Origin of the sequence: Paenibacillus sp. V4I7, from assembly GCF_030817275.1 — a bacterium.
Classification (GTDB): Bacteria; Bacillota; Bacilli; order Paenibacillales; family NBRC-103111; genus Paenibacillus_E.
Window position 1 is genome coordinate 3,333,167 of sequence record NZ_JAUSZD010000002.1, and the last position, 24,035, is coordinate 3,357,201.

Genomic DNA, 24,035 nt, shown 5'->3' on the forward strand with positions numbered 1-24,035 from the left:
ACTGATAGCATGAAACCATTCTTTAACGGATTATTTCGTTTTCGTGCCGATTCGTCGAATATTGATACTTAGTTTTACATCAACAGACATTTCACGATACATTTCTTGCCACTTCTGCTTACTTTTAATTGCCTTATTCCAATAGTAAGGATGGAAAGCACGCACGTCTTCCCCGAAACCGAAGATGTCGCAGCCGTCCTTTTGGGTCTGGTGAATTAATTTTAGGAACCCTATTTTCCCCTCCTTTTCTATGTTTTGCTCTAATTTTCGAATTGTTTCCTTCGTTAACGTCAAATTTTCATCTGATTTTTCCCGTAAATCTCCTTCTATTTGACTTACAACTGTGGCATGAATTTTACCGTTTATGATCTCCGTAGTAATTTTCGCTTTACGATGAGTAGATTGAAACATGACAAGGGTTTCTGATCCGGGTATCTGTGAGATGACGCTGTATCCTCCAGGATTGATTTGCTTCATTGCCATAAAGTGACCGATTTGTAGAGGCGTAGTGATTCCCTCCATTTTATCACCTTTAAAATAAGCCAATCCGGCAATTTCAATGTTAGATTCTTTCTTCAAATCCAGATAAGGGAGAGATCCTTCCTGTCCTTTAGCCGAACTAGCACTATAGAAAACGCCTAAGAAATTATTTGGCAGTTTACCCATTTCCTTAGCACGGTCTAGAGTGGCCACTAGATATAAAGTGGGAACACGCTCCAATTGCGGAGTCGCACTCATAATATCAGAAGCTTTCCCTTTGGACACAACCATCCAAACTGTTCTTCTTACCTGGGGCTGACGACGGAAGAAATCTTTCTCATTTTCGATCCCCCTTCTTGCCATCGCTTCTGACACCACGATTACACGTAAATGACCGAAAAACAAGCGATCCGCCAATTGCTGCTGCAGATTCATCAAAGAATCGTTGATTGTACTCCCAACGCTGCTCAGCACCCAGACAGGTTTTTGCCCGGCCGGAACACCTCCTGTACCTCCTGTCCCCAAAGGAATACGTCCCGGAACGGCAATTTGTACGGTGATACGTATTAATCCTTTATTCGACTTCGGATCTTTAAGTATTTGCGTTGCATTGCTGCTTTCATTCGCATCTTGCGGTTTGGCCTCATCAATGGCAATGGCTAAAATAACGGCTCGATCTTCGATTTCTAAACGATCCCAGCATCCTGTAAGCATAGGTACGAGCAAAAGGAAAACAAAAATCAATTTAATCCGTTTTCGCCACACGCTGATCACCCCGACTCCCCTTCTTTTTCTTGCGAATGAGGGCTACGACCAATAAAACCAATGGATAGACAACCGTGATGACAAGTCCCCAACGACCAACAATTTGGATAATGCCATACATCTGCAGCAGGTTTTGGGGAACCATGGCAATGACATAGATGAAAGGAATGAGAAAAAATGAAAACAGCTTGTGATCACGCAAATGAAATAGTTGGCTTAAAAAGTGAATAGCCAAGTAATAGGTTGACAATAATGTCGTAAATACCGCTGTGACCCATACGGCGAGAAAGGCGCCATCCAACCTCTCCAGGATGTTAGCGGGCAGTGATGTGGTTTTGGCTAATTCCAAGGTAGGCCAAACTAAATTTTTGATTTCCTCTGCTCCAAATACGCCAACAGTAGCAACTACTATGAGCATGTAGAGTCCCCCCGAAATTAGCATGCCGACTAAGCTTGCCAACATCGCTCTATCCGGCTTACGCATAGCAGGAATTACGATGGTCATAACGAAAGATCCTTGAAATAAGGCAGCCATCGTAAGAATTCCTTTGGACATGCCACTCGGTTCATTCCCCCATATTGGCAATAAATTGACCAATTGCGCATTTTTTAGCGATAGAACGACAATCAATACAAGTGGGAATACAATAAGCGGGAAATAAAAATGATGGAAATAGGTAAAGGTCGTCATGTCAGCACGTGAGGAAACCGCAGCTAACAACAGCATCACAATAACAGTCACCTCAAGCGGCGTTTTCATTAAAACGGAAGTCACTACGACTTCACCAAATTCGCGCGATGCCAGTGCTGTAAGTACGGAAAAGAAAACGATGATTAAGACGCTAAATACCCGAGCCGTCCATTTGCCGATCAGAACTTCACTATATTGAATAATCGTTTGAGTTGGAAAGCGCATGCCGAGTACGGTAACGAGCCAAAGCCCCAGAGAGCCGATTAAGATACCTATAAAGGTTACTAGCGGCGCCCCTGAATCGGCAGCTCTCACAGCAAAAAGCGAGAGCGCCAAAACACCTACCCCGATAATCGTACTAATCAGAACGATTGCCGCCTGAATCATCGTTACTTGACGAGGATACTCCATCTTCTATGTCCCTCCTTGTATTCCCTACTTTCAATGGATCTAAGGTATTGCTTGGCGGATGCTTCAATTCCTTCGTTTTCAATCCTAGACGGCTATCATTCGGTGTATGCAAGAGTGCCGGTCTCTTTGGCATGGACCAGAGTGGCAGCCGAGCCAATGTATCCTTCATCCCTTGGAAATTTCCAGGAACAATCGGACTCAAGTAAGGTACCCCGAACGATTTTAATGAGAGCATATGGTTGGCGATCAGGATAAGCCCGATCATCACACCATACAAGCCAAACATACCGGCCAAAATCACAAGCGGAAAGCGCAGCATCCTTAACGCCAATGCCGCGTTGTATGCCGGTGTGGCAAAAGAACCAATCGTTGTTAAAGCGATGATTACGACCGTAATAGGACTGATGAATCCAGCAGCAACCGCTGCTTGTCCAACGACTAGCACACCGACAATCGATAGCGCTCCCCCAACTTGCTGCGGCAGCCGCAGAGTCGCCTCCCTCAGCACCTCCATGGAAACCTCCATGACCAGAACTTCAATTAGTGATGGAAAAGGCACCCCAGCTCTCCCACCGGCAACGGCCACGGCAAACTCTGTGGGTATGAGCTCCGGATTAAAAGAAATCAAGGCCACATATAACGAAGGGAAAATCAAAGAAAAAATAAGAGCTACCAGTCGCGCTAACCGTATAAAGCTAACCAGTAGAAATCGTTCCGAGTAATCTTCGACCGTTTGGTAAAACTGGCTGAACACAGTCGGTAATATGAGAGCAAAGGGGGAACCATCGACCAGCAGGATAACCCTGCCTTCCAGTAGATTGGCGACAGCCTTATCCGGGCGTTCCGTATTTTGAATTTGCGGGAACGGGGATAGATGATTATCTTCAATAAACTGTTCCAAGTAACCAACATCAAGAATGCCATCAATGTCTATCAACGCTAATCGTCTGAACACCTCTTCAACAAGTTGGGGATTGACAATCCCATCCAAGTAACAGATAGCTACTTTGGATTTGGTTACACGCCCTATCCGAAGTGTTTTTACTCGTAAATCCGGTGTCGGAAGGCGATAGCGAAGCAGAGAAAGGTTCGTACCCAACATTTCGATGAATCCTTCTCGTGCTCCGCGGATGACCTGCTCCGTTTCAGGTTGTGTGATCGAGCGCTTGTCCACATTTCGTGTACTGAAAAGCAGCGCTTCCTCCAACCCGTCCACTACAAGAACCGTTTCTCCTTGTACAATGGCTTGGATAACCTCAGATAAATGTCTTTCTTCTCTTCCTTCACAGGCATACAGCGTATCTGCAAATAATACATCCTTTAAAGGCCGGTTTACCTTCGCTTTCCCCTGCCTGTTAGTCGACGATAACATCAGCGGTTTTAAAATGTGCTCATTCAAATACTGCTTCTCAATTAAATCGGAGAAATACAAAAGCACAGCCGGGTACTGATCAAATATACGAAACCGGTGCATAACAAAATCGTCGTTTTCACCAAGTATTTTATCAACGAATGAAATCGTCTCTTCGAGAAGTAGAGGGATTTTCCCTTCTTCATTTTCCTCCAAAACCTGATGAACAGGCGGCTCCTTCGGCGGAATCATACGAGGTTGCTGGCTTTGAGATACTTTTATAGACCTTCGTTTATACCATTGCCACATAGCCACGCTAACACCGCCTCCTGAAAACAGTCCCAAGATGATCTATTCTTCCTGATTCCCTTTCATTTCCTTCTCCGTATTTTTATCCATTTTCCCAATAATATACATGAGAATAGGTAATCAGTCCTGAAGAGCCTTTCTTACCGTAACCGCAAAGAGGAAGTTTCCACAGATACATCGAATAACTGTATGGTAAATTATTTCCGGACTGGCGAGGGGGCCATTATGCTTTATATAAAAGATGTTTTGCTGCAATTACTGTTCGCCCTAACTCCCTTTGTTCTCTATAACATCTACTACCATGATAAAACCGCAAACTATTCAAAACGGTTTATCAATATTACGTGTATGATTTGCCTTTTTATGTCCATGACCTTTCATTCTAGCGTGCAGAACGGAATCATTTTTGATATCCGTTACGTGATCATGTTTTTCGGAATGGTATACGGCGGCATGACTACTGGACTTATTTTGCTTGTTGAGTTTGTATTGTACCGAGTACTAATTGGCGGACAAGGACTTTTTTCAGCGATGATTATTCTTGTGATTTCATTCAACTTATCTGTCCTGTTAGCCATCTTATATCGCAGACGCTCCGAGTACCGAAACCTAATAACTTTCCTAGCTGGGTTAAGCTTTTCCGTTATCCCTATTTGTGTAATGTATGTAACTGAACGTAAATATATAGTCGAGAACTTGACGTTTAATATCCTAGCTATGCCCGTACAAAATTTCTTGGGTATTTGGTTATTGATTTCCCTTTTCAATAAGGCTGTTTCGGATAAGCAGCTTTTCCAGAAATATCTTCAAAACGAAAAAGTTGAAACCATCGCTCACGTTGCCGCCTCCCTTGCCCATGAAGTGCGCAATCCACTTACAGCTGTAATGGGATTCTTGAAATTAATTCGTAATGATTCTATCTCAAAAGAGAAAACTAACTATTATATTGATATTTGTGTTGAAGAGACGAAGCGGACGGAAGTTATTCTTTCCGAATATCTATCCATAGCTAAACCTAGTACTCCTAATTATGAACAAATGGATCTTGTTCCGCAGTTGAACTCCGTTATAGATATCATGACACCATACGCTAACATGAATAGCGTCACATTAGAGCTGCACAATGAGGGGCAAGAACTTTATATATCTGCGAATCCAAATGAAATCAAACAACTACTCATTAATTTTATAAAAAATGCCGTTGAGGCTTGCTCTTATATCTCAAGAGGAAAAGTCGTCATTCGTATGGCCCCCGAATCCCAACTCTATGCAAAGATAACCATACATGATAACGGGGTCGGCATGAGCAGCGAGCAGCTTGAGCGGCTTGGCACCATTTATTTTTCAACTAAAAGTAAAGGTACAGGAGTAGGACTAACATTTTCTTATCAATTAATCCGTTCGATGAACGGTACTGTAAATGTTCGAAGTATACTAGGAAAAGGAACAGAATTCGTTATCTCTTTACCTTTAACCAACTGACTACTCTCTTTATTCGTCTTAAAGTTCGAGATAAACAAGAAAAAAGACACCCCGGGGTGTCTTTTTTTCATTCCACAATATGGCTTCGTTTACTCAATCAATGGACCTGACTTAGGAATTAGTCGTAACCCCACTAGTCAAAAGAACGACGAGCTGGCCAAGACCCCTGCAGTTTGCGAATGAACATGATCTGTCCCGTGTGATAAGCGTCATGCATGATGAGGCTATTCACCCATCGGCCAACGGAGTGAGATCGATTGGGGAAAATGTGTTCGAATTCTTCCTCTTTCCAGCTTGCGATCCGATCACGAATTCCCTGATGAACGGATTGCAAACGGTCCAAGGTTTCTTGCCAATCCTCAGTCGACATTGACAGCACGGCAAAAGTATCGTCATTGGTCAGTTCCTCAGGATAATCGGATTCTTCACCCGTCATTCTTTTCAATAATCGTTCTTTATAAAAAATCAGATGATGGACATTTTCCCAGATCGTGTTGACATGTTCGCCCTTAGGCCGCCAATTGGCTTGCTCTGCGGTCAACTCTTTAAGCGCATCAGCAAGTGGCGGATACCAGTCTTCCTTCTCATAACAGCTATCCCATCCGTGAAGCAACAGCTCGACTTTATTCATTTCATATCCTCCTTAAATTACGCATATGTAGTCATCTAAAACGGATTAACAAGTTACACTTGTAATTTACCATGGAATATTATGGAGGTCAAGTAACTAGTAAAATTGAGTTTAAGATGTTACAGTATTTCCAAAAAAAGAACGGGGTTTACCTTCTATGCTTTGGACGATTTCCTGAATAGCTTACATCATGATTTGCGAAGCACCAAATCTGATAGAGGCAGCGTCAAACTCCTCCATCTCTCGGGTACATCTTCATATTTATTGACGTAAACGGATTGCAAATACTTAGATACTCTGTTAACTTGGCCTTCAATTAATATCTCTCGTATTTCGGACGCCTTTGCAGGCACTAAGTTATTCAATACGATCTTGAATTCATCTAAAGGCAGAAACATATCCAAGCTCTTCTTGTAGGAACATCGAGTTGGAAATCGCGGCGAGCTCCCTGAATCGTATTTAGATAACTTCACATTGTAATAATGCTCGGATAACAATGCGTACGCGTCAAATTCCAAAACAGCAAACTCTTCATCCGGTTCTCTTCGTACATAGGTGTCCATCATTTTCTTACAATCCCTTAATGTGGGCCAAAAAAACACATGCCTGTCCAAACAAGCCCGGAATTGTTCCAGTGTGGTTGCCGCATCTATCATGCTGTTAGCTATCCTAAGATGAGCATTTAGTGTTATCGAATATTCATGATAACTCACTTTCTCAGGCTTTAATCGGCGGTCACCTGTGGAGATGGGATTTATTTTATTACTGGACAATAGCTGGTCGAGATGAGCAATAACCGGTAAGTTCCTTACTCTTGTAAAATGGAATAAGTGCTTTCTGCTTTTTGCTTTTGTTATTGTATTTACAACAGCATCACTCATCGTCTTGCTCCTCTAAATAGAATCGAGAAAAGCCGCAATTATTTTTGCGGCATCCCGGGTGCTTATTAATATTCGTAATTAGGTACAGGAAACAATTAAGATAGTTAAGTGTTTTGAGGATTTAACTGAGAAATGGAGTAATAGGCACGCTCAGTTTGAAGCATCAGCCCATTTTCATTTTGAATCCCTTGAATGATACCGATAAATGGTATTTCATAAACATCTTCGGGAAGCTTTTGTATTTGACCCTCCTCCGTCTCAATGCTTCCATTACCACGTAGTACAATCGTCTGTGGCAATATATAGCTGTCAAAGGTTTCAGAGCTTCCCATTAAACCAACGTTATCTAGTGCAAATTCAATCTGATCAATATCTTGCTGTTCTTTCTTTTGAATCGTCAAGCTATTTCCTATTTGGCCTTCCAACCAATTGCAAACTTCTTGTGCTGTTATTTCCTCCATAGTGTTCTCCCCTACTTTTATGATTTAGAAGCCTTAACCGGCAAGCGGTCAAGGCTTCTTGTTATTTTTGCCGAGAATCAAAAGGTTCGTCCGTTATTTTGACCTTCCCTTCTGCAAGCTGGTGTATACCGTCACTCGTCCCCGCTGCATACACATCCGAAAGCTGTTCATGCGTAAGTGAACTGCCTTCTAATTTTTTGTCACGAGAATCCTTATCATTTTTCAATGCACTCACCTCCATTTACCTGCTATATCCAATATAGTTTGTACTTTCAGTCTGTTCTTATTCTCTAATATTTGCATATCTTATTTAAGTATTTCTGCTAAGTATGGAAAATCAATAAACGGATTCCGGTTCCCTTGCAATTCAAGGTTATTCATCATAAGCTCAGTAATTTAGCGACGAATTTGGGATTAAATACTTCGGATAGCTCGTCCATTACATTTAAATAGACAAGCCCATTGCCTTCAAGTTTTGGAGAATTCCCTAAGGGTACGGTTCGCTTTATTAATTGAGCATACAGCTCACGCTCTGTGAGATTTCGCTCGAAGCCTTCATTCACAAGTACTTTGATTAACGCCATTGCTCCGGCGACATGTGGAGTTGCCATAGAAGTTCCGCTTAATGTAGCATAGGCTCCGTTTAAATAGGTTGATAAAATTTTCTCCCCAGGGCCAACTAAATCGACTTCATTGTTCGAATTCGAAAAATTGGAAGAGCGTCTCTCCAAGTCAATTGCACCTACGCTAATGACTTCGTTATAACAACCTGGATAGTCAAACTCGTCTGTTGAATCAACCCCGTCACCTTGATTACCTGCCGCACAAATCACAACAATGTTGGCAGCTACGGCTTTTTGAATGGCTTCGTGTAACGCAGGAAGATTTTCTGGACCACCTAGAGACATGGAAATAATATCCACTTTATGTTCGATCGCATAGTTAATGCCGTTAATTATCCAATCGTACTGACCAGAACCATTTTTATCAAGAACTTTAATAATAAGCAAATTAGCTTCAGGAGCTACTCCGACAACACCATTATTGTTTTTGGTCGCAGCGATGGTTCCGGCAACATGCGTGCCATGACCATTGTAATCCTTGTATACATCTATCTTGCCTTCATCGTCATTCGTAAAGTTAATTCCGCCGACTATTCGTTCTTTTAAGTCAGGGTGGGTGATATCACACCCGGTATCCAGTATGGCAACCGTTATTCCCTTCCCTCGTGTTTGATCCCAGATCTTTGGAGCCTGAATCATTTCCACTCCGGTTGGAATTTCATTGACCTGTTCAATCTTCTCAAGAACTTGAAACGGAATCACACGCACTTGTCGCTCCATTTTAATTACCTCCTAATTAGGATTAAAATAATAAAGCTTTGATTCATTCAAATTTGATGTTGATCGACGGGTTATCTCTATGCTATTATTTGGGAGAACATTTTTAACATATCGTTGTAATTTGCTAAAAAAAACAAGAGTGCTACCAACACTCCTGTTTTTTAGATACATTGGCTTTTGGGACCTCCTGGGGCTAATGGTTCATACACACCTACCTGATCGTTTTAGCGGCGAAGGGGTAGGTTTTTTAGTGTATTCTAACAATGATTAACGCTATAAAAGTTAACAATGCCAAGAGGAAACTCCCAAATTGTAGAATCAACTTTATCATTTCATCTGGTTTCACCTTTACCCTCCTCCTTCCTGACGAAAGGGAGATCCGGGTGGCCTAGTATCTAACAAAAGTTCTACAAAAAGAAAAGTGAGAAGATCGAAACCATCCTGCTAACAGTACCCAAGGATGTTTTTTGGGACAGAAAAAGCCTACCCTCATGTGATAGCTGGCTGGCATAGTTTCCCTTAGCCCCTCTAGCTTTGCGTCACCGCCTTTAAACGGTTTTGCCATTATCGTGGGTAGACTTCTATATACTGTAAATCTATTATATGCCTAATTATTATATAAGAATATAGGGAGTTAGACACATTATAGATTGTAAGTGCATACAACAAATTTGTCGAACTTAATCAGGAAATACACCGGATCATAGAAAATCGTCATTCAACTAGTTCGAAAGCAATGTATTCTACATCTCCGCCCTTAAATTCTCAGTAACCTGCTGTCTTGTGAACTCATAGAAAGTAAAGGCTTCCTCCCAGGTCTGGAACCCCGCCTGCGCGATGATATCGCTACCTCCGCCTTTCCCATTGTATTTCCCTACATATTCTTTGAAGAAAGCACCGCACGAAAGTGGAGAACTACTGTTGTTAGCAAGAATAACTTTGTTCTCCGCAACTGTAGCGAGCAATACGGGAGTATCACTTTCTGAAGCTAGCTTCACCGCCAGACTTTGCAAATCTTTAAGTGTCTTGTCCTCAAACACACTTGCTATCAAGTTGCCTTCGCGGCTTGATAACAGCTCCTGCGCTACATAAGCATTGTTTCTTTCTTTGAGAGCAACCAGTTCAGCCTGAAGCTGCTTCTGTTCAATTTCCCACTTCTCAATCCGGTCGATAATCTCGTCTTTACCGGTGTTGAATTTGGATGACAAGACACCCAAAATCCGCTGGCTTTCATTAAACTCTTTCAAGGCGCGGTATCCGCACAAGAAGTAAATCCGAGTGTTTCCCTTTTGTTTTTCTGCTTTCAGCAGCTTAATCATGCCAATTTCGCCCGTTGATGAGACATGTGTCCCACCGCAAGCGTTGTATTCTACGCCTTTTATCTCGACAATTCGAATATGATCCGTCACTTTGGGCTGTTTAACTAACTGCAGTTGAGCTACTTCTTCTTCGGTTATAAAATAACTAACAATGCTGTTGTTCAGGTAAATTTGCCGGTTTACTTCATTCTCAATTGAAGCAAGCTGGTTCAACGTCAGTTCTGGCTGCTCCACATCGATCGTGGCATAATCGTTACCCAAATGAAAGCTTACCGTCATGGCCTGATAGAGTTCGCGGCACACCGCAGAGAGCAGGTGCTGGCCACTATGCTGCTGCATATGGTCAAATCTTCTTTCCCAATCGATCTGACAAGTCACCTTGCTCTCATCGGGCAGTCGTGCCAGCTTGTGCAGCACTTCATCGTCTTCATTGATCACATCAAGCACAGGAATCCCGTTAATATGCCCAACATCGCAGGGCTGTCCGCCCCCATGTGGGTAGAAAGCTGTCTCCTTCAGGATGACATAATACCCATTTTCTCTTTCAAGCGTTTGGTGTATCTCTGTTTGCCATTCGGTTACATAAGCAGAATTGTAATATAGTTTTATAGACATGACGATTTCCTTTCTACTTGCTTGCCATTACGAAAAGGCATTTATCATTTAGTACTAGCACTTAACCAACGTGCGCTGTTGAGCACTAGACGCCTGTAAGCTTCCGGTTTAAATGAAGGGGCATGATGTCCGGGTTGTAAATAGATCACTTTCCCAAGACCGTAGGCTTGTTCCCAGGCTGCTGGATACCTGTTCCCATCAAATTCGTACTCTAGAAAAACGGTTTTCTTGGTGAAAGGGTCAAAATCGAACATATACGGCTCTTCCTCCATGCTGAAGTCCTCTACACCCTCGAGTAATGGATGATTCTCCACAGATCCGTAATAATCCAGAGTCTGGTAGGGGGGATGGCCAGTAAATTTTGCGCCGATCATCTGGATCAGCTCGTAGCTTCGTTGAACCGAAATGCCATTATGGATGACAAGCAAGCCGCCTCCACCTGCCACAAATTGAATTATACCTGAAGTTTGTTCCGGTGACAGATCTCGGTTCCAGCAATCCGTATAGGATATGCAAAGCGAAAATTGTTTCCGATCCAATTTCGTGAAACTGTTGTAGTCCTCCGTACTCGTAATCAGAAAATCTTCGCCAAGAATCCTGGTAAGCTCCTGCTTCGCAGGTTCCAATGGATGCCATGGGGCATCTGTATGGTCACCAACCAAAAGTACATTCGTTTTGTCACTCATGCGATCTTCTCCCCCATCTTTCGTTTTACCAAGGCAATTCTTTTCCGGTGTCTGCTTCAAGATAAACAGCATTTCGCGCAGCGTATCTTTATATTCCTCCATACGTTTCAAAATATTGGCTGCCGCTTGTTCCGCTGTATAAGTACCCGCATCGTTCCATGTACCGCTCATATACGTTTTGACCCAACCAGGATGTAGAATAAGGATACGTCCGCCTTCTTTTCGAATCTGGTTATGGATGATCGTGGACCCCATATTGAGCGCGGCTTTCGCCATACAATACCCGAACCACGCTTCACGCCTGTTATTGCCAATGCTGCCAGCTTCCGAAGAAATATTGACAATGAGCTTACCGCCATTCATTATAGGCTCAATTAATGCGTTCGATACCCGGATAGCGCCGAGGGCTGTCACGTTGTACACATGCTGAATCTCTTCGAAGTTGAGCTCATCTTTCACTGTTTTCTCCGTATCTCCAAGGATAGCCGCGTTGTTGATTAGGATATCCAGTTTAGAGGTTTTGCTCTTAATGAAACTTGCAGCATTCATCACGCTTTCATCTGATCCCACATCCAAAACAAATGCTTGCAGCTGATTAGGGAATTGCTCAGCCAATAGGTCCATTTCTGCGTTGTGCTCCATGATACCCCCCGCATAAACCGTATACCCTTCTCGCAACAATGACTTCGTAATTGCTAGACCTATCCCTCTATCCGTTCCGGTTACACAAGCCGTTTTATTATTCGACATTTGATCGTCCTCCTGTGTATGGGTTGATCGCGATTTACTAAACCTCTCCCCAATATACCTCGGTTTCATAGTCGAAGAACACTTTTCCATCCTGCTCATGCCGTTCAAATATATGCTGCAGTTCCGTCATCATCGGCTTAAAATTGGGGTGCTCAGGTACGGGAATATAGGAAGATGACATCAACCTCCCCTTTAAACCTTCAAAATCGAGAACCTGAGTAATAGCGAATCGTTCTAGCTGCATACTATCGTTCTTGAAGAAAGACGCCAGCGTTTCCTGCGAAATATTTTTATGAGTAACTTTTTCATAATCGCTTCCAAATGTACGAAGCAATAAGTCGTACTCTTCTCTGAATGCATTGCCATGTTCTAGACGCGAATTCCAGATCAATAGTACCTTCCCGCCAGGCTTCAGAATCCGATGGAATTCGGCTTGTGCGGCCGTGCGATCAAACCAGTGAAACGCTTGGGCACAAACGATAAAGTCAACAGACTCATTCGGTAGACCAGTCGCTTCAGCAGAGCCCGGTACGGTACGAAAATTCACATCTCCGCTCAACATTTGCTCAGCGGCTTCCCGCATCGCTTGATTCGGTTCAACAGCGATTACTTGAGATCCTCTTTGTAAGAGCAGCTTTGAAAAGATACCTGTCCCTGCGCCGATGTCTGCAATGATGGCATTTGCGCGCAAACCAACGACGTCGTACAAGTAATCAATAGCCTCTTTCGGATAACTCGGGCGGAATTTCACATAGGTATCAACGCGATTTGAAAAACGTTCTTTATGATTATTCATCTCATACCTCTCCCATCTGAAAAATATCCTTCTACAAACAAAGCGGCCAACTGTTATTGAGTGAAACGACTACTCTTGTTTCACTGAATGAAACAACGTTTCACAATATACATCTCTATCATATTCAATTATTTGGCAAAAGTCCATAACAAATACATAGCTTTAAAAAGCAAAAAACGGCCGCAAAATTCGCGACCTTTCAACCCTTTTTTCAACTTCAACCCTTCTCGAATTCGGTAGGATAGCTAGCTCCAATTGGCGCATCCGGTCTTGTAAATTGTCCCATTAAATAACGTCGTGTAGCTGTTGTGCGCTCTAAGAATTCTTGATTATTCTCGAAACGATCTGAGCATCGAACCCATGGCGGACTATAAATATAGTGCATCGTATATCGGTCATAATCACCATCATGAGCGAAAGTCCGATGCCAGTCGGCATTATGAAAAAATAATACCGATCCCGCCGGTGCACAGATGACATGACCGATCGGAACATCATCCTTGGCTGTTCTAATCGCACCCGGAAGCTGATCTTGGCTTCTATGGCTTCCTGGGCTCATCTCCATATTCCCCTTTCTAGGAATGGATTGGTCCGTCAATAAGAAAGAAGCTCGAAGCTGAATCAGCGGAATCGGATAGCCGAGTTTATTAAATTCGTAAGCACCAGACCCATCCTGATGCCACCCCCGACTACGCCGAAAGCAGGCTGTTTGGTACACCATGCGGACTGTTAAATGAAGCGATCTCCGTAAAGCGCCCTGACTTTAGGCAATACAGCGGGATGATCAATCAATTGCTCCAAGGCGGATTCCGTTTCATAGCCTTTTCCCACCTGTGCCCAACCTTTTGCGTCGGCTGACTCGTGTAAGCGGATGGATGCTTCCAGGCATTCCTTCACTTCATCTCCGGAGAGTACATTAGGAATAATCAGATAGCCCCATGCTTCAAACATGAACCGATCGAGCTTCGTAAATTCTCCTGGATTAGAAATAGGATTCATAGTAAAGCTCCTCCTTTTATAAACAAATGATTATTTCTTAACCAATAGTTCTCCAGTGGATTCTCCTAACACCAAGGCCGATTTTACGATCACTTTAGTTGGCCCTTTCACACTCTCCTGGTTATTCAGCAGTTTAAGCAGAAGTTCAGCCGATTTAGCGCCGATTTCCTGCTCATGCTGGTCTATATGCGTGAATGTAGGGTTTCCGTCTAGTTCTGATGAAGGATTATCGTACGTTATAATTGAGAGGTCGCGAGGTACATGCATTCCCAATTTTTTAACGATACTGGCTACAGTCAAGCCCAGCTTCAAATTTAATGTAAGGTATGCGGTTGCTTTGCGATTTTTGAGATCATGATATAACGGGTGATTTTCTGATGGGATCGTATCCGTCACTTGAAAATCTGTCACAATTAAAGCCGGGTTAATCATCGAGCCTTTTTGTTTCAGTGCTTCCATATACCCGCGAATCCGTTCGTCGACGGTCACTGTACTGATCGGAATATCAGAGCAAATAGCGATGTCCCGATGTCCTAGCTCCCACAGATGGTTAACCGCCAGTTGCGCGCTCATCCAATTATCCGAACAGACACAATGGGTATCAAAGCCTGGCAAGTAGCGATCAATGAGCACGAAAGGAAATTTCCGAAGTTTCAATACCAGGATTTCTTCGTTGTATGTTTCCGCATCAATTGGAAAAATAATAAGTCCGACAGCCCCATTCTTAATCAGCTCCTGAATGGCTTCCTTCTCCCGCTCCTTGCTATTGTGAGTAAGCACAATCGACACATAATAATCGGTGTTCTCGAGAACGGAGTTGATTCCCTTTAATAGTCGAATAGCAAAGAAATCCTCAAGTAAGGGTAGAACGAAGCCGATCATTTTGCGGTAGGAAGCACGCTCATCTTGCTCCTTCACATCCATAGTGTCAAGTTGCTTATTCTCCACGCTCTTATTTACTTGTGTGCGGGATTCTGGACTAACGAAGCTTCCTCTCCCCGGAATCCGGTAAATCCATCCGTCTTTCGCCAGCTGTGTAAGCGCATTGGAAACCGTCATTCGACTGACACCGAATTGTTCCATCAGCTGCTTTTCCGTTGGAAATTTGTCATTTTCCTCCAAAGCGCCTAATTGGATCAACTGTTTAAAATGCTCTTGAATCTGCAAGTATAGCGGTTGTCGTTCATCCGTCCTGGCTGATACCCGCATTCTGCTCATATATCTCCCCCTCAGAAGGGCTCAGTGTGACACATCGCCATGCTTCTTCCATATCCCGGATTAAATCATCCGGATCTTCGGAACCTATATAGAGTCGAACAAGCGAACCTTTTTGCTGATCATTATTATTTAAGGCATTGACATTGATTAAACTTTCGAAACCACCCCAGCTGGCTCCAATCCGAAAATAGTGCAGATGGTCCGCCCAAGCTCTTAATTTGACAACCGGCTCATTGGATTCGAACGAAAACAAACTGCTGTACCCCGACATTTGCGTACGGGCCAGCTCATGCAGAGGGGAATTTGTTAACCCCGGATGGTTAACGTTCCGGACATAATGTTGCCTGCCTAAATATTCCGCAACCTTTAACCCGCTCGTTTCATGCCGTTGCATCCGTATTGGGAGCGTACGCAGCCCCCGCGTAACCAAACCCGCTGTCTGTGGCGTCATGATGCCGCCGAACAACATATACTCCGTCGACATCAGCGAGTCCATCAATCGATGGGAGCCGACCACAACACCTCCCACGCAATCGCTATGACCGGAAATGTACTTCGTGATCGAATGGACGACGAGGCTAACCCCCATTGTTAGCGGATTTTGATGACAAGGCGTCGCCCACGAGTTATCGAGGATCGTTTCCGCTCCTATACTTTGAGCCAATGCCGTACAACTTCGTATATCTTGCAGCTGGAACATCATGCTAGTCGGGCTCTCCAAATAAAGCAGTTTGGTATTCGGCCGAACTGCACATTTCCAGTTGTCCAGTGAGCTGCCATCGACAAAGGTCGTTTCGACCCCAAACTTTCGCAGGTAGACGCCTAGAAATTCTCGTGTCGGTCCGTACGCCTGATGTGTGCAAATGACGTGGTCATCCTGCTTGACTATGGACATAATTGCTGCCGAAATCGCCGCCATTCCGGATGCAAAGCACTTGGCTCTTTCCCCTTGCTCCAATTGAGCGAGTTTGTCCTCTAGGTACCTCACCGTAGGATTATTGCCTCTGGAATACACGAAGTTTTCTTGCTCATCGAGTCTTGCCAAGTTGAATTGCTCGTACGTATCAAACGAAAATAAACTCGTCTGATAAATGGGTACACTGATGGCGCCATGATGACGATCATCGTGTGCATCATGCGCCACGATGGAATAAAGCTTCTCCTTTGCGTTCACTACCCTTTCACCGCCCCTTGGGTTAATCCTTCTACAATAAATCGCTGTGCTAGGGCAAACAAAAGTATCGTTGGGAGGATGGACAGCACAGTTCCGGCGGACATAGAACCCCAATCCACATTAAATTTGAGGATAAAAGAATTCATCGCTACCGGCAGTGTTTTTAACGATTCGTTATCGATAAACATAACGGCCAAGAAAAGCTCATTCCAGTTCTGGACGAAAGCAAAGATGAACATCGAGGAAATGCCCGGCATCATGATCGGGATAATGACTCGAATGAGGGCAGACAGCTGGGAACAGCCGTCGATCATCGCTGCTTCCTCCAAGTTGGCAGGAATTCGCTGGAAAAAGCCTCGCAGCATAATCGTTGAGAACGGGATCAAGATGACCGTATACATGAGGATCAATGAAATTCGCTGATTAAGCAGATGCAAGTTTGACATCATCATGTAAAGCGGAGCCAGAGCAATGAAGCCTGGGAGCATCTGCGTTACGAAGAAGGCAAGCATAATTTGCTTGTGGCCTCGAAACCGAAATCGTGCGAGCACATAAGCGCTGCATATGGCGATCACGATTACGATCAGAGCAGAAGAAATCGACACGAAAAGGCTGTTGGCCATATATACGTTAAACTTAGATACTTTGAAAATGTTCACGTAATTTTGCAGTGTGAACTGCTCGGGCCAGTAATGGACGGGATAACTGAATATTTCCTTTTGCGGCTTTAACGAGGTGATGACGATCCAGTATAACGGAAACACCATAATAACTAAGTACACGGAAAGAAAAGCAACTTTGATGAACCGATACCCGTAATTTCGTTTCATTTAGAAGTCACCTACTTTCTCCGACTTAGTTACCATCAAATAAAACAAAGTGTACAAAAACAACATGACGATCATAATGACCCCGACTGCCGATGCAGCCCCATAGTCTCCGTCATAAATAATTTTATTGAGCATCAAAGAGGACAAGATGTGGGTTGCCCCTCCCGGTCCGCCATTCGTCATGCCGTAAATGAGCGTAGGATCATTGAAGATCCAAATAACCCGCAGCAGCGTTGTGGCGATGATGGTCGGCATAATGTACGGAATCGTCACATAAAGCAGCTTTCGATAACCGTTCGCTCCATCGATACTCGCTGCTTCGTACAGCTCCGAAGGTATGGATTGCAGAGCAGCCAGCAGCATGATGGTAAAAAAGGCTATCCCGTACCACACGTTGGCGACAATAACGGAAGACATGGCCCAGTTCGGATCCGACAAGAACCCGATCCGATCTTCAATAATACCAAGACGCAACAAGAGATCATTGATGACACCAATTTGAGAGTTAAACAGCCATTTCCAAATAAGGCCAATCAGAAATCCCGATAAAGCCCATGGATAAAAAATAAAGGCTTGGTACACCCCTCGTCCCCAAAATTTCTTATTCAGAAACAGCGCCAGGATAAACCCTAATAGAAATTGCAAAATTAAGGAGAAAAACACCCAGTAGGCACTGTTTTTCATTGCTGCAAGAAATTGCTGATCTCGAAACGCTTCGACGAAGTTTTGTATGCCGACAAAATGCACCTGCTTCAGATTGAACAACTTGTAATTTTGAAAAGCCATCACCACACCCTTGAAGAAGGGATAGTATGTAAAAATCATTACAAGCAGCAGTGCGGGCAGCAAGCTGGAAAGAATGAATTTTTGCCGAGAACTCACGTGTTCACCCCCCGGTAAGAAAAAGCGGCAGGCAATGACCGCCGCCGCTTCCAACTACTTCCTTTATTTTTTCATTCCCGCTTTCTGATCTAACCAAAATTTATCCCATTCCTTCAGAGTATCGTCCGTCGACTTCTTGTCGAGCAAATACGATTGCTGCCCCTTCATGCTCAGCTCACCCCAGCTCCCGTTACCAGGATATTTGAACGGCGGTGTAAAGTTGACGAAAATATCTGCTTTTGAAGTCATGTCGAGCAGTGTCTTGTAAGGGCCCGTTTGGAAGAACGTATCGGCTGTCGCCGATGTATGAATCGGTATTGTGCCAATTTGCTTAGAAAACTCCGTATTTTCTTTCGGGCTCGAGAGATAAGATATCAATTTCCAAGCTTCGTTCTTACTTTTGGAATTCGCTGTAACGCCCCATCCAGCAGCTCCTGTACTAACTAGTGATTTACCGTTAGGTCCGAGGGGCATCGCTGCCGTTTCTAATGTTTTGGGGTCCATTTTATCCTGTAGCACCTTAATTACGTCTGGATCCTGGAGTAAAATGCCGGTTACCCCAGATGTAAAAGCTTGAACCTGATCTTGGAATCCCCAGTTGATCGAATCCGGCGGCGACGCCTCTTTATAAAGCTTCTTGTACAGCTCTAATGCCTGCTTAGCTTCAGGTGTGCTGTACACCGTCTTGCCGTCCTTCGTAAACGGCGCATCATCGATATTCATCACTTTGTCGTTATAATCGTAAATCATATGGTCGAAGTTGCCGTTAGCTCCCGGACCTCCGCGGAATGAGAAACCGTATCGATTTTGCTTCGGATCTGTCAGCTTCTTGGCAGAATCGACCAGCTCTTCCCATGTCTTCGGTGCAGCAAGACCCTTGGCGTCGAACCAATCTTTCCGGTAAAACATTTGTCTTTGATAAAGAGCGTTCGCGATAAAGTAAAGTTTGCCGTTATTCGAGCCTACAACTTTGGATGTACCAGAGAGCGTTTTACTATCCGCCCAACTCGATGCGTAGGTATCCAATGGTTCCAAATAACCATTATTGACGTACTCAGCAATGTTCAGATCCCGTACCTCGAGAATGTCGAGTTCTTGCTTGGCGGCAAGCATGGTTCTGATTTTATTGTCCGCTTGATCGAATGGCGGTGATATGAGCTCCACTTTGATGTTTGGATTGTCCTTTTGAAACCGAGCAATGGCATCTTGAAGCAATTTAGTGCGTTCCGGACTCGTTAAACTTTCAATCATTTGAAGCGTTATTTGTTTGGCTGGTGGCTCAGTACTCTTCACGTTCTCATTGGGCGCTGCCGTATTTCCGCTTGGAGTTGCCGTAATCTCGGAGCTTCCACTCCCACTACATCCTGCTAAGGTACCCAATAACATAACGCCGGCAAACAAAGTTGTCCATCCTTTGACCACAGCTGCCCCCATATCTTACGCCCCCCTCAATTTAGTCATATTCAACTATATTGTCTTAATTAAATAGATATGTCTTATTGCTGCTCTGTTTATTAAATGAAAAAAACGCTAATGACACGTCAATGTCATCAGCGTTTTATTTTCTTTTATATCCCTTCATTAACAACATGGTTTTGTTTATGCTCAACAACTAAAGCTGCTCGCATGAGCTCTCTCATGACATCGGATTGCAGTTGTGGATTTAAATAGAGGGTTTTGATATACAGCTGGCCTTTTTCACTCGACGTATATTTGGGAGGTATACGATTTAAAACTAAAGCAAGAATATCCTCTTTGCAATGCTGACAACCGCATTTGACATCATAGCTTTTCTGAAACTCTTCATACAAATTACTAACGATTGCTTCTACTGCATTAACTACTCCCATACTTCTTCAAACTCCTCTATACCAGCATTTATCTCTCTACTATTCAATCATGAATATGTTTAGTAAGTGTTAGGCTATAGCTTATTCAATTTTCCAATCATACTGATAGACGAAATGAGTGATTATTGATCATTGTTTACTTTTTGGTTACTTAGAAGACATGCCATAATACGGCTCTCTCTGTTTATTCTTATCCTCAAGAACTTGATCCCATTAAACAGAAAAAAACCGCGGTTTCAGCGGCTGCCCCTTTTGTGCGCAGATTCAAAGCTTATTACTTTTTTGATGTTATACGGTTTCCGTGCTGTTTATGAATGCTTTCAAACGCTCTAACTGAAGAAGATGATGCCGATAATGCATCTCAATGAGTGCAAACCATTCTTTCGCGTTTAGCGCGCCTAATCTTGGATGCAAAGAGGTACATTTCGTAGATATGTCCTCAAGCAAAGGCTCGATTTCTTTCATTCGTTGGAGCACCGTATGCATCCCATCGATGATCTGCTGCTTACTAACTGGCTGCTCGGGCGTATATTGAGGAGAAGCTGGAACCCTAATACGTTCAGGTGGAAAACCGCCTAGCTTAAAGACTGCTTCTCCCGCTTCCGTTTTTTCTCCTACAGCATCGACTGCATCTGAGCTCTGACTTCGGCATTTCTCAATATTGCCAATCTGCATGAAGAGTGCTGTTTTGATAAGATGAAGGTACAGCTGTCCAAGCGACCATTCATTCTCATTTGACTGAATTTTCAGTTGCTCTATGCTCAGAGGATGTAATTCATCTAGGTATTGGTGCGTGAGTTCCTCAATTCGTTTCAAAGTTTCGGCTGTTTGTATCATATTATTAGCTCCTCTCGAATCTTGTACCTTAAGTATACAAAACACTACTGACAGCTGTATGTCAGTAGTGTTTTTGCGTTTTATGACTTTCGTATCATATAAATTCCTTGAGGAATGACTAGCCAGAAGCCCGATATCGGCATTATTATAGCCCCTACAACAGAGAGTATGAGGATATGCCAGCCCACAAAGCGAGGAATTGCAAGACCTTTCTCTTTGGTCATCCAGCGCATCATTCGTCCAATAATCCACAACAAAATACCAAAAAATAAAAACCAGAAAGCTGCCGACCTGTCGAAGGATTGATCAACGGAATTCCATATCCCCGATTTCACCATCTCGCTGAGCGGTTTCCAAAATAGGATCAAACCGACGACATTATGAATATAAGAAGTCCACTCCATCATCCATCCGCTGTGCTTCTGAATGGCCATGCCGCACCTCCTTAGAGTTCCGTTGTATTAAAAAATCTACCTTAAACAGAGCTTTAATCCTCAACAGGAATCTGTTTCAAATTGTTTCTGTCGTTCACTGGTTTCTCAGAATCATTCTCTTCCAACCGGACAATAGCCGCATCAAGTAGAGACTTGACTCCTAATAATGTTTCTTTTTCTGCTTGACGAAAATGAGCTCTTGCTACCTCTGGAACGAGTCTTGCCACAGCGATGTTTTTAATATCCTCGAAGAGGAGCGCAATATTTTCTAAATCCTGCATGTTTGTGCGGATGCTCATGAACCATCTCTTCCTTCCTATTTACGATTCTTCGTTCGGACCGAAATGTATGGTTAGTATGCCGTCTGCAAGACGTGCAGCCTCCACCTGTCGGCCCAGCAAGACCCTCGGCAGTGCAACAATCCGTCTGTAGCTGCCCACCTGCAGTGTCAATTCATCGCCTTTTTGATTTAATTGGAGCTGCTTCTTTTCGGTAAAAGGTAGTGAGATGCGGAGTTCATATCCTCCTTCTGTTTTCTTCACTTCCTCTATGATGCCTTTGTGTAGAATCGCTCCGCATTCCCGTTCGTGGAAAGCTGCTGCTGCAACGCGCTCAAGCATCTCTTTCCCAACAACCTCAAGAGGCATTAGAGGTACTTTCAAGATCGGCAGAGGACTAAAGCATTGGACAATTTCTTCTTCGTACTTGTTCTGAATTTGTTTCCACTGTGCAAAATAACCTTCGGATGCTTCTTCGGAAAGCACTTTATTAACAATGACGGCATCGGTGTGAAACCCGTATAAATTGAGGTTAGTGAAAGCTCTCCGCGCTTCGGAAATAACCATTTTCTCCGGATTAACAACAAGGCGTATGCTAGTAATTTCGGGATCGGCGATCACCTGCTGCAGCTTTTCCAATTGATCGACTACTTGGCTGAAGCTGTCCATAACATCGTCGTTGGGCAGTTCCAAGCCCTTGGTCACTTTCAGGATCGGGCGTGCCAGCTTGAGAATTTTACGCTCGTAAGGAAATATATTCCGCACCCACCATCGAAGTAGCTGAGGATAGCTCAGCAATCGAAGTGTTTCTCCGGTCGGTGCGCAATCCACAATGATTGCATCATACAGTCCACTTTCGGCATGCTCTTTAATTCTCAAGAGGCTAAATAATTCTTCAAACCCTGGAAACACCATTAGCTCTTCAGATCCGATATCATCCAAGTTGGCCCACTGCATAAAGTTCGAGAACCAATTGCGAACACTCCCCCAATACCGCTGTGTTTCCTTTAAGCTATCGATTTCTTGCGCCCATAAACGCTCATGAATTAATAGGGGTTCATGCTGCAGCGGAATACCAAGCGAATCCGATAAGCTATGGGCAGCATCCGTACTTATAACAATCGTTCGCTTTCCTTCGGCAGCCATTCGGTAAGCCGTTGCTGCGGCGATACTGGTTTTTCCCACTCCGCCTTTACCTGTGTAAATAATAATGCGCAAGCTTAGCACCTCCAATAGTACGATTTCGTAGTAATAGCATAAAAAAATTAATCGATTTCAATCGTTCTCGTCTGCGTCGATTTCGAAGGTCCGGCAGGATCTGCATTTTGCTGCAAAGCTTTGGCCACTTTCAACGAGAGATGAATGAATTGCTGAAGCTCCTCGGCAGTTAGAGCACGTTCAATACGCCCAAACATGACATTCATCGTACCTAGCGCCTCTTCAGCTATCAGTTCTCCGTCTTCCGTCAATCGATTAACAATGATTCGCTGGTCTTGCTGCGATTTCTCTCTATAGATATAGCCTTTTCGCACAAGCCGCTTGGCAATACTGGTCGCCGTACTAAGAGGCGCACCCAAGTGTTCAGCCATTTGGGACATCGTCAGCTGCCCATGAAATTTCAGCAACAGCAATGTGGAAAAATCAGAATTCGTGAGCTGCAATTCCAGGTAGGTAGTATCAGGAAACATACTGAGTGGTCGAAGACCATTTTTGAAAATAAGCTCAAACAGCTGCTGCATGAACATTCCTTTCTTCTTTCCATAAACTACGATATCGTAATTAATTCCTACTCTTAAATTACTACGTAATCGTAGCAATGTCAACTGTGTAATTCATCATTTAATCGGAATTGAATTCAGGAAAATAAGGATAAATACGCTTGGAATCATCTCATTACTCTTCCAACAAAGTTTTTTCTTATGTTTGACATACTCGGCATAATACATACTAAAAAAAACCACTTAATTCCTGTTAAAGAAATTAAGCGGTTCCTGATTTTATTTATATCTTCTCTTATCTGTTTTCCTAGCTTTCCTAAGAAAGTTAATTAACAGTTATTATAACTGCACGATTCCAAAAATCAATGCATTATTCAATCACAGCTATTGCATCAATCTGAACCATAAAACCCATATTTGCTGGCCCTATTGTTCGAGCTGGATATGGTTTTGAGAAGTACTCTTTGTAAATCAAATTAAATTCATCGAAGCCTGCTCCTTCTCCAAGGAAGACAGTTACTTTTACCACATCTTTCAATGCAGCACCTGATTCTTCTAAAATTGCTTTAAGGTTTTCTAATGCCCTTCTCGCTTGTTCTTCTAAAGTATTTCCTACTAATCTACCTGTTTCGGGATCAAAAGGTCCTTGTCCAGCAACGTAAACCGTATTACCTACTTTAATTGCTTGAGAATATGGCATTCCCTCTGGGTTTTGTGCTTTCGATGTAAAAATAACTTCTTTCATGGTATACCTCCAGTTTCGTATTTCAGAACAAGGATCTTATGTGATTCGCCGCGGAGCACAAGTGTTATAGGATTTAGGATGCAGCTGCCATCTTCTTAT

At 43.4% G+C, this 24,035-nt stretch carries 27 protein-coding genes and 1 riboswitch; of the genes, 1 reads left to right on the forward strand and 26 read right to left on the reverse strand.

Annotation, left to right across the window (positions count from 1 at the left end; genetic code table 11):
• Positions 1 to 30 precede the first annotated feature (30 nt).
• From QFZ80_RS16455 to QFZ80_RS16465, 3 genes are read right to left on the reverse strand one after another with little or no spacing between them, the layout of a single operon-like run.
• Entirely contained in the window at positions 31 to 1,254 is a 1,224-nt protein-coding gene (locus tag QFZ80_RS16455; protein WP_307560008.1) for a Ger(x)C family spore germination protein, read from the reverse strand.
• A complete protein-coding gene (locus QFZ80_RS16460) occupies positions 1,226 to 2,347 on the reverse strand; it encodes a GerAB/ArcD/ProY family transporter (protein WP_307545366.1) in 1,122 nt (373 codons plus the stop codon). The genes QFZ80_RS16455 and QFZ80_RS16460 overlap by 29 nt, the downstream gene beginning before the upstream one ends.
• Positions 2,295 to 4,007 (reverse strand): spore germination protein, encoded by a 1,713-nt coding sequence (locus QFZ80_RS16465; protein ID WP_307555454.1) that lies wholly within the window; start codon positions 4,005 to 4,007, stop codon positions 2,295 to 2,297. Before QFZ80_RS16465 ends, QFZ80_RS16460 begins: the two co-directional genes overlap by 53 nt.
• A 225-nt stretch (positions 4,008 to 4,232) precedes the next feature.
• On the opposite strand from QFZ80_RS16465, the gene QFZ80_RS16470 reads away from it, so the two are divergent.
• Complete coding sequence (locus tag QFZ80_RS16470) at positions 4,233 to 5,489, forward strand: sensor histidine kinase (RefSeq protein ID WP_307560010.1); 1,257 nt, start codon at positions 4,233 to 4,235, stop codon at positions 5,487 to 5,489.
• A gap of 133 nt (positions 5,490 to 5,622) precedes the next feature.
• On the opposite strand, the gene QFZ80_RS16475 is transcribed toward QFZ80_RS16470, so the two are convergent.
• The 23 genes from QFZ80_RS16475 to QFZ80_RS16580 all read right to left on the reverse strand — a co-directional run bounded on the left by QFZ80_RS16475 (position 5,623) and on the right by QFZ80_RS16580 (position 23,936).
• On the reverse strand, positions 5,623 to 6,120 hold the full coding sequence (locus QFZ80_RS16475; protein WP_307545362.1) for a DinB family protein: 498 nt from the start codon (positions 6,118 to 6,120) through the stop codon (positions 5,623 to 5,625).
• Between the two features lie 188 nt (positions 6,121 to 6,308).
• Positions 6,309 to 7,001: a DUF7002 family protein gene (locus QFZ80_RS16480; RefSeq protein WP_307560011.1), complete on the reverse strand. Its 693-nt coding sequence runs from the start codon at positions 6,999 to 7,001 to the stop codon at positions 6,309 to 6,311.
• 104 nt (positions 7,002 to 7,105) lie between these two features.
• Positions 7,106 to 7,462, reverse strand: a complete 357-nt coding sequence (gene ymzB / locus QFZ80_RS16485) for a protein YmzB (protein WP_307560013.1) — start codon at positions 7,460 to 7,462, stop codon at positions 7,106 to 7,108.
• Positions 7,463 to 7,523: 61 nt separating this feature from the next.
• Positions 7,524 to 7,688: a YozQ family protein gene (locus tag QFZ80_RS16490; RefSeq protein ID WP_307545356.1), complete on the reverse strand. Its 165-nt coding sequence runs from the start codon at positions 7,686 to 7,688 to the stop codon at positions 7,524 to 7,526.
• A 154-nt stretch (positions 7,689 to 7,842) separates the two neighbouring features.
• Complete coding sequence (locus QFZ80_RS16495; protein ID WP_307545353.1) at positions 7,843 to 8,805, reverse strand: S8 family peptidase; 963 nt, start codon at positions 8,803 to 8,805, stop codon at positions 7,843 to 7,845.
• A 247-nt stretch (positions 8,806 to 9,052) separates the two neighbouring features.
• Positions 9,053 to 9,136, reverse strand: a complete 84-nt coding sequence (locus tag QFZ80_RS39085) for a putative holin-like toxin (RefSeq protein ID WP_367618672.1) — start codon at positions 9,134 to 9,136, stop codon at positions 9,053 to 9,055.
• Positions 9,137 to 9,297: 161 nt separating this feature from the next.
• A riboswitch (cyclic di-GMP riboswitch) is annotated at positions 9,298 to 9,378 on the reverse strand.
• Positions 9,379 to 9,548: 170 nt separating this feature from the next.
• A complete protein-coding gene (locus tag QFZ80_RS16500) occupies positions 9,549 to 10,739 on the reverse strand; it encodes an alanyl-tRNA editing protein (RefSeq protein WP_307560015.1) in 1,191 nt (396 codons plus the stop codon).
• A 44-nt stretch (positions 10,740 to 10,783) separates the two neighbouring features.
• Positions 10,784 to 12,175 (reverse strand): SDR family NAD(P)-dependent oxidoreductase, encoded by a 1,392-nt coding sequence (locus tag QFZ80_RS16505; protein ID WP_307560017.1) that lies wholly within the window; start codon positions 12,173 to 12,175, stop codon positions 10,784 to 10,786.
• Between the two features lie 37 nt (positions 12,176 to 12,212).
• Positions 12,213 to 12,971 carry a class I SAM-dependent methyltransferase gene (locus QFZ80_RS16510; protein WP_307560019.1) on the reverse strand — a complete coding sequence of 253 codons (759 nt, stop codon included), beginning with the start codon at positions 12,969 to 12,971 and terminating at the stop codon, positions 12,213 to 12,215.
• A gap of 217 nt (positions 12,972 to 13,188) precedes the next feature.
• Entirely contained in the window at positions 13,189 to 13,530 is a 342-nt protein-coding gene (locus QFZ80_RS16515; RefSeq protein WP_307560021.1) for a phytanoyl-CoA dioxygenase family protein, read from the reverse strand.
• A 170-nt stretch (positions 13,531 to 13,700) separates the two neighbouring features.
• Positions 13,701 to 13,970: a phytanoyl-CoA dioxygenase family protein gene (locus QFZ80_RS16520; protein WP_307560023.1), complete on the reverse strand. Its 270-nt coding sequence runs from the start codon at positions 13,968 to 13,970 to the stop codon at positions 13,701 to 13,703.
• A gap of 30 nt (positions 13,971 to 14,000) precedes the next feature.
• A complete protein-coding gene (locus tag QFZ80_RS16525; RefSeq protein ID WP_307560025.1) occupies positions 14,001 to 15,188 on the reverse strand; it encodes a GntR family transcriptional regulator in 1,188 nt (395 codons plus the stop codon).
• The gene (locus tag QFZ80_RS16530) at positions 15,154 to 16,362 is read right to left on the reverse strand and encodes a trans-sulfuration enzyme family protein (protein ID WP_307560027.1); all 1,209 of its coding nucleotides are present in this window, start codon (positions 16,360 to 16,362) and stop codon (positions 15,154 to 15,156) included. The genes QFZ80_RS16525 and QFZ80_RS16530 overlap by 35 nt, the downstream gene beginning before the upstream one ends.
• Positions 16,362 to 17,192 (reverse strand): carbohydrate ABC transporter permease, encoded by an 831-nt coding sequence (locus QFZ80_RS16535; protein WP_307545332.1) that lies wholly within the window; start codon positions 17,190 to 17,192, stop codon positions 16,362 to 16,364. The genes QFZ80_RS16530 and QFZ80_RS16535 overlap by 1 nt, the downstream gene beginning before the upstream one ends.
• Entirely contained in the window at positions 17,193 to 18,074 is an 882-nt protein-coding gene (locus tag QFZ80_RS16540) for a carbohydrate ABC transporter permease (protein WP_307545330.1), read from the reverse strand.
• A 63-nt stretch (positions 18,075 to 18,137) separates the two neighbouring features.
• Positions 18,138 to 19,508, reverse strand: coding sequence for an ABC transporter substrate-binding protein (locus QFZ80_RS16545; protein WP_307545328.1), 1,371 nt, complete (start codon positions 19,506 to 19,508; stop codon positions 18,138 to 18,140).
• A gap of 134 nt (positions 19,509 to 19,642) precedes the next feature.
• Positions 19,643 to 19,924, reverse strand: coding sequence for a late competence development ComFB family protein (locus QFZ80_RS16550; RefSeq protein ID WP_307545326.1), 282 nt, complete (start codon positions 19,922 to 19,924; stop codon positions 19,643 to 19,645).
• Positions 19,925 to 20,212: 288 nt separating this feature from the next.
• Entirely contained in the window at positions 20,213 to 20,758 is a 546-nt protein-coding gene (locus tag QFZ80_RS16555) for a DinB family protein (RefSeq protein WP_307555452.1), read from the reverse strand.
• An 83-nt stretch (positions 20,759 to 20,841) separates the two neighbouring features.
• Positions 20,842 to 21,195: a DUF6463 family protein gene (locus tag QFZ80_RS16560; protein WP_307545324.1), complete on the reverse strand. Its 354-nt coding sequence runs from the start codon at positions 21,193 to 21,195 to the stop codon at positions 20,842 to 20,844.
• A 53-nt stretch (positions 21,196 to 21,248) separates the two neighbouring features.
• On the reverse strand, positions 21,249 to 21,494 hold the full coding sequence (locus QFZ80_RS16565; protein ID WP_307560029.1) for a hypothetical protein: 246 nt from the start codon (positions 21,492 to 21,494) through the stop codon (positions 21,249 to 21,251).
• Positions 21,495 to 21,515: 21 nt separating this feature from the next.
• A complete protein-coding gene (locus QFZ80_RS16570) occupies positions 21,516 to 22,691 on the reverse strand; it encodes an ArsA family ATPase (RefSeq protein ID WP_307560031.1) in 1,176 nt (391 codons plus the stop codon).
• A 47-nt stretch (positions 22,692 to 22,738) separates the two neighbouring features.
• On the reverse strand, positions 22,739 to 23,212 hold the full coding sequence (locus QFZ80_RS16575; protein WP_307545315.1) for a MarR family winged helix-turn-helix transcriptional regulator: 474 nt from the start codon (positions 23,210 to 23,212) through the stop codon (positions 22,739 to 22,741).
• Positions 23,213 to 23,561: 349 nt separating this feature from the next.
• Positions 23,562 to 23,936, reverse strand: a complete 375-nt coding sequence (locus QFZ80_RS16580) for a Rid family detoxifying hydrolase (RefSeq protein ID WP_307560033.1) — start codon at positions 23,934 to 23,936, stop codon at positions 23,562 to 23,564.
• Positions 23,937 to 24,035 lie beyond the last annotated feature (99 nt).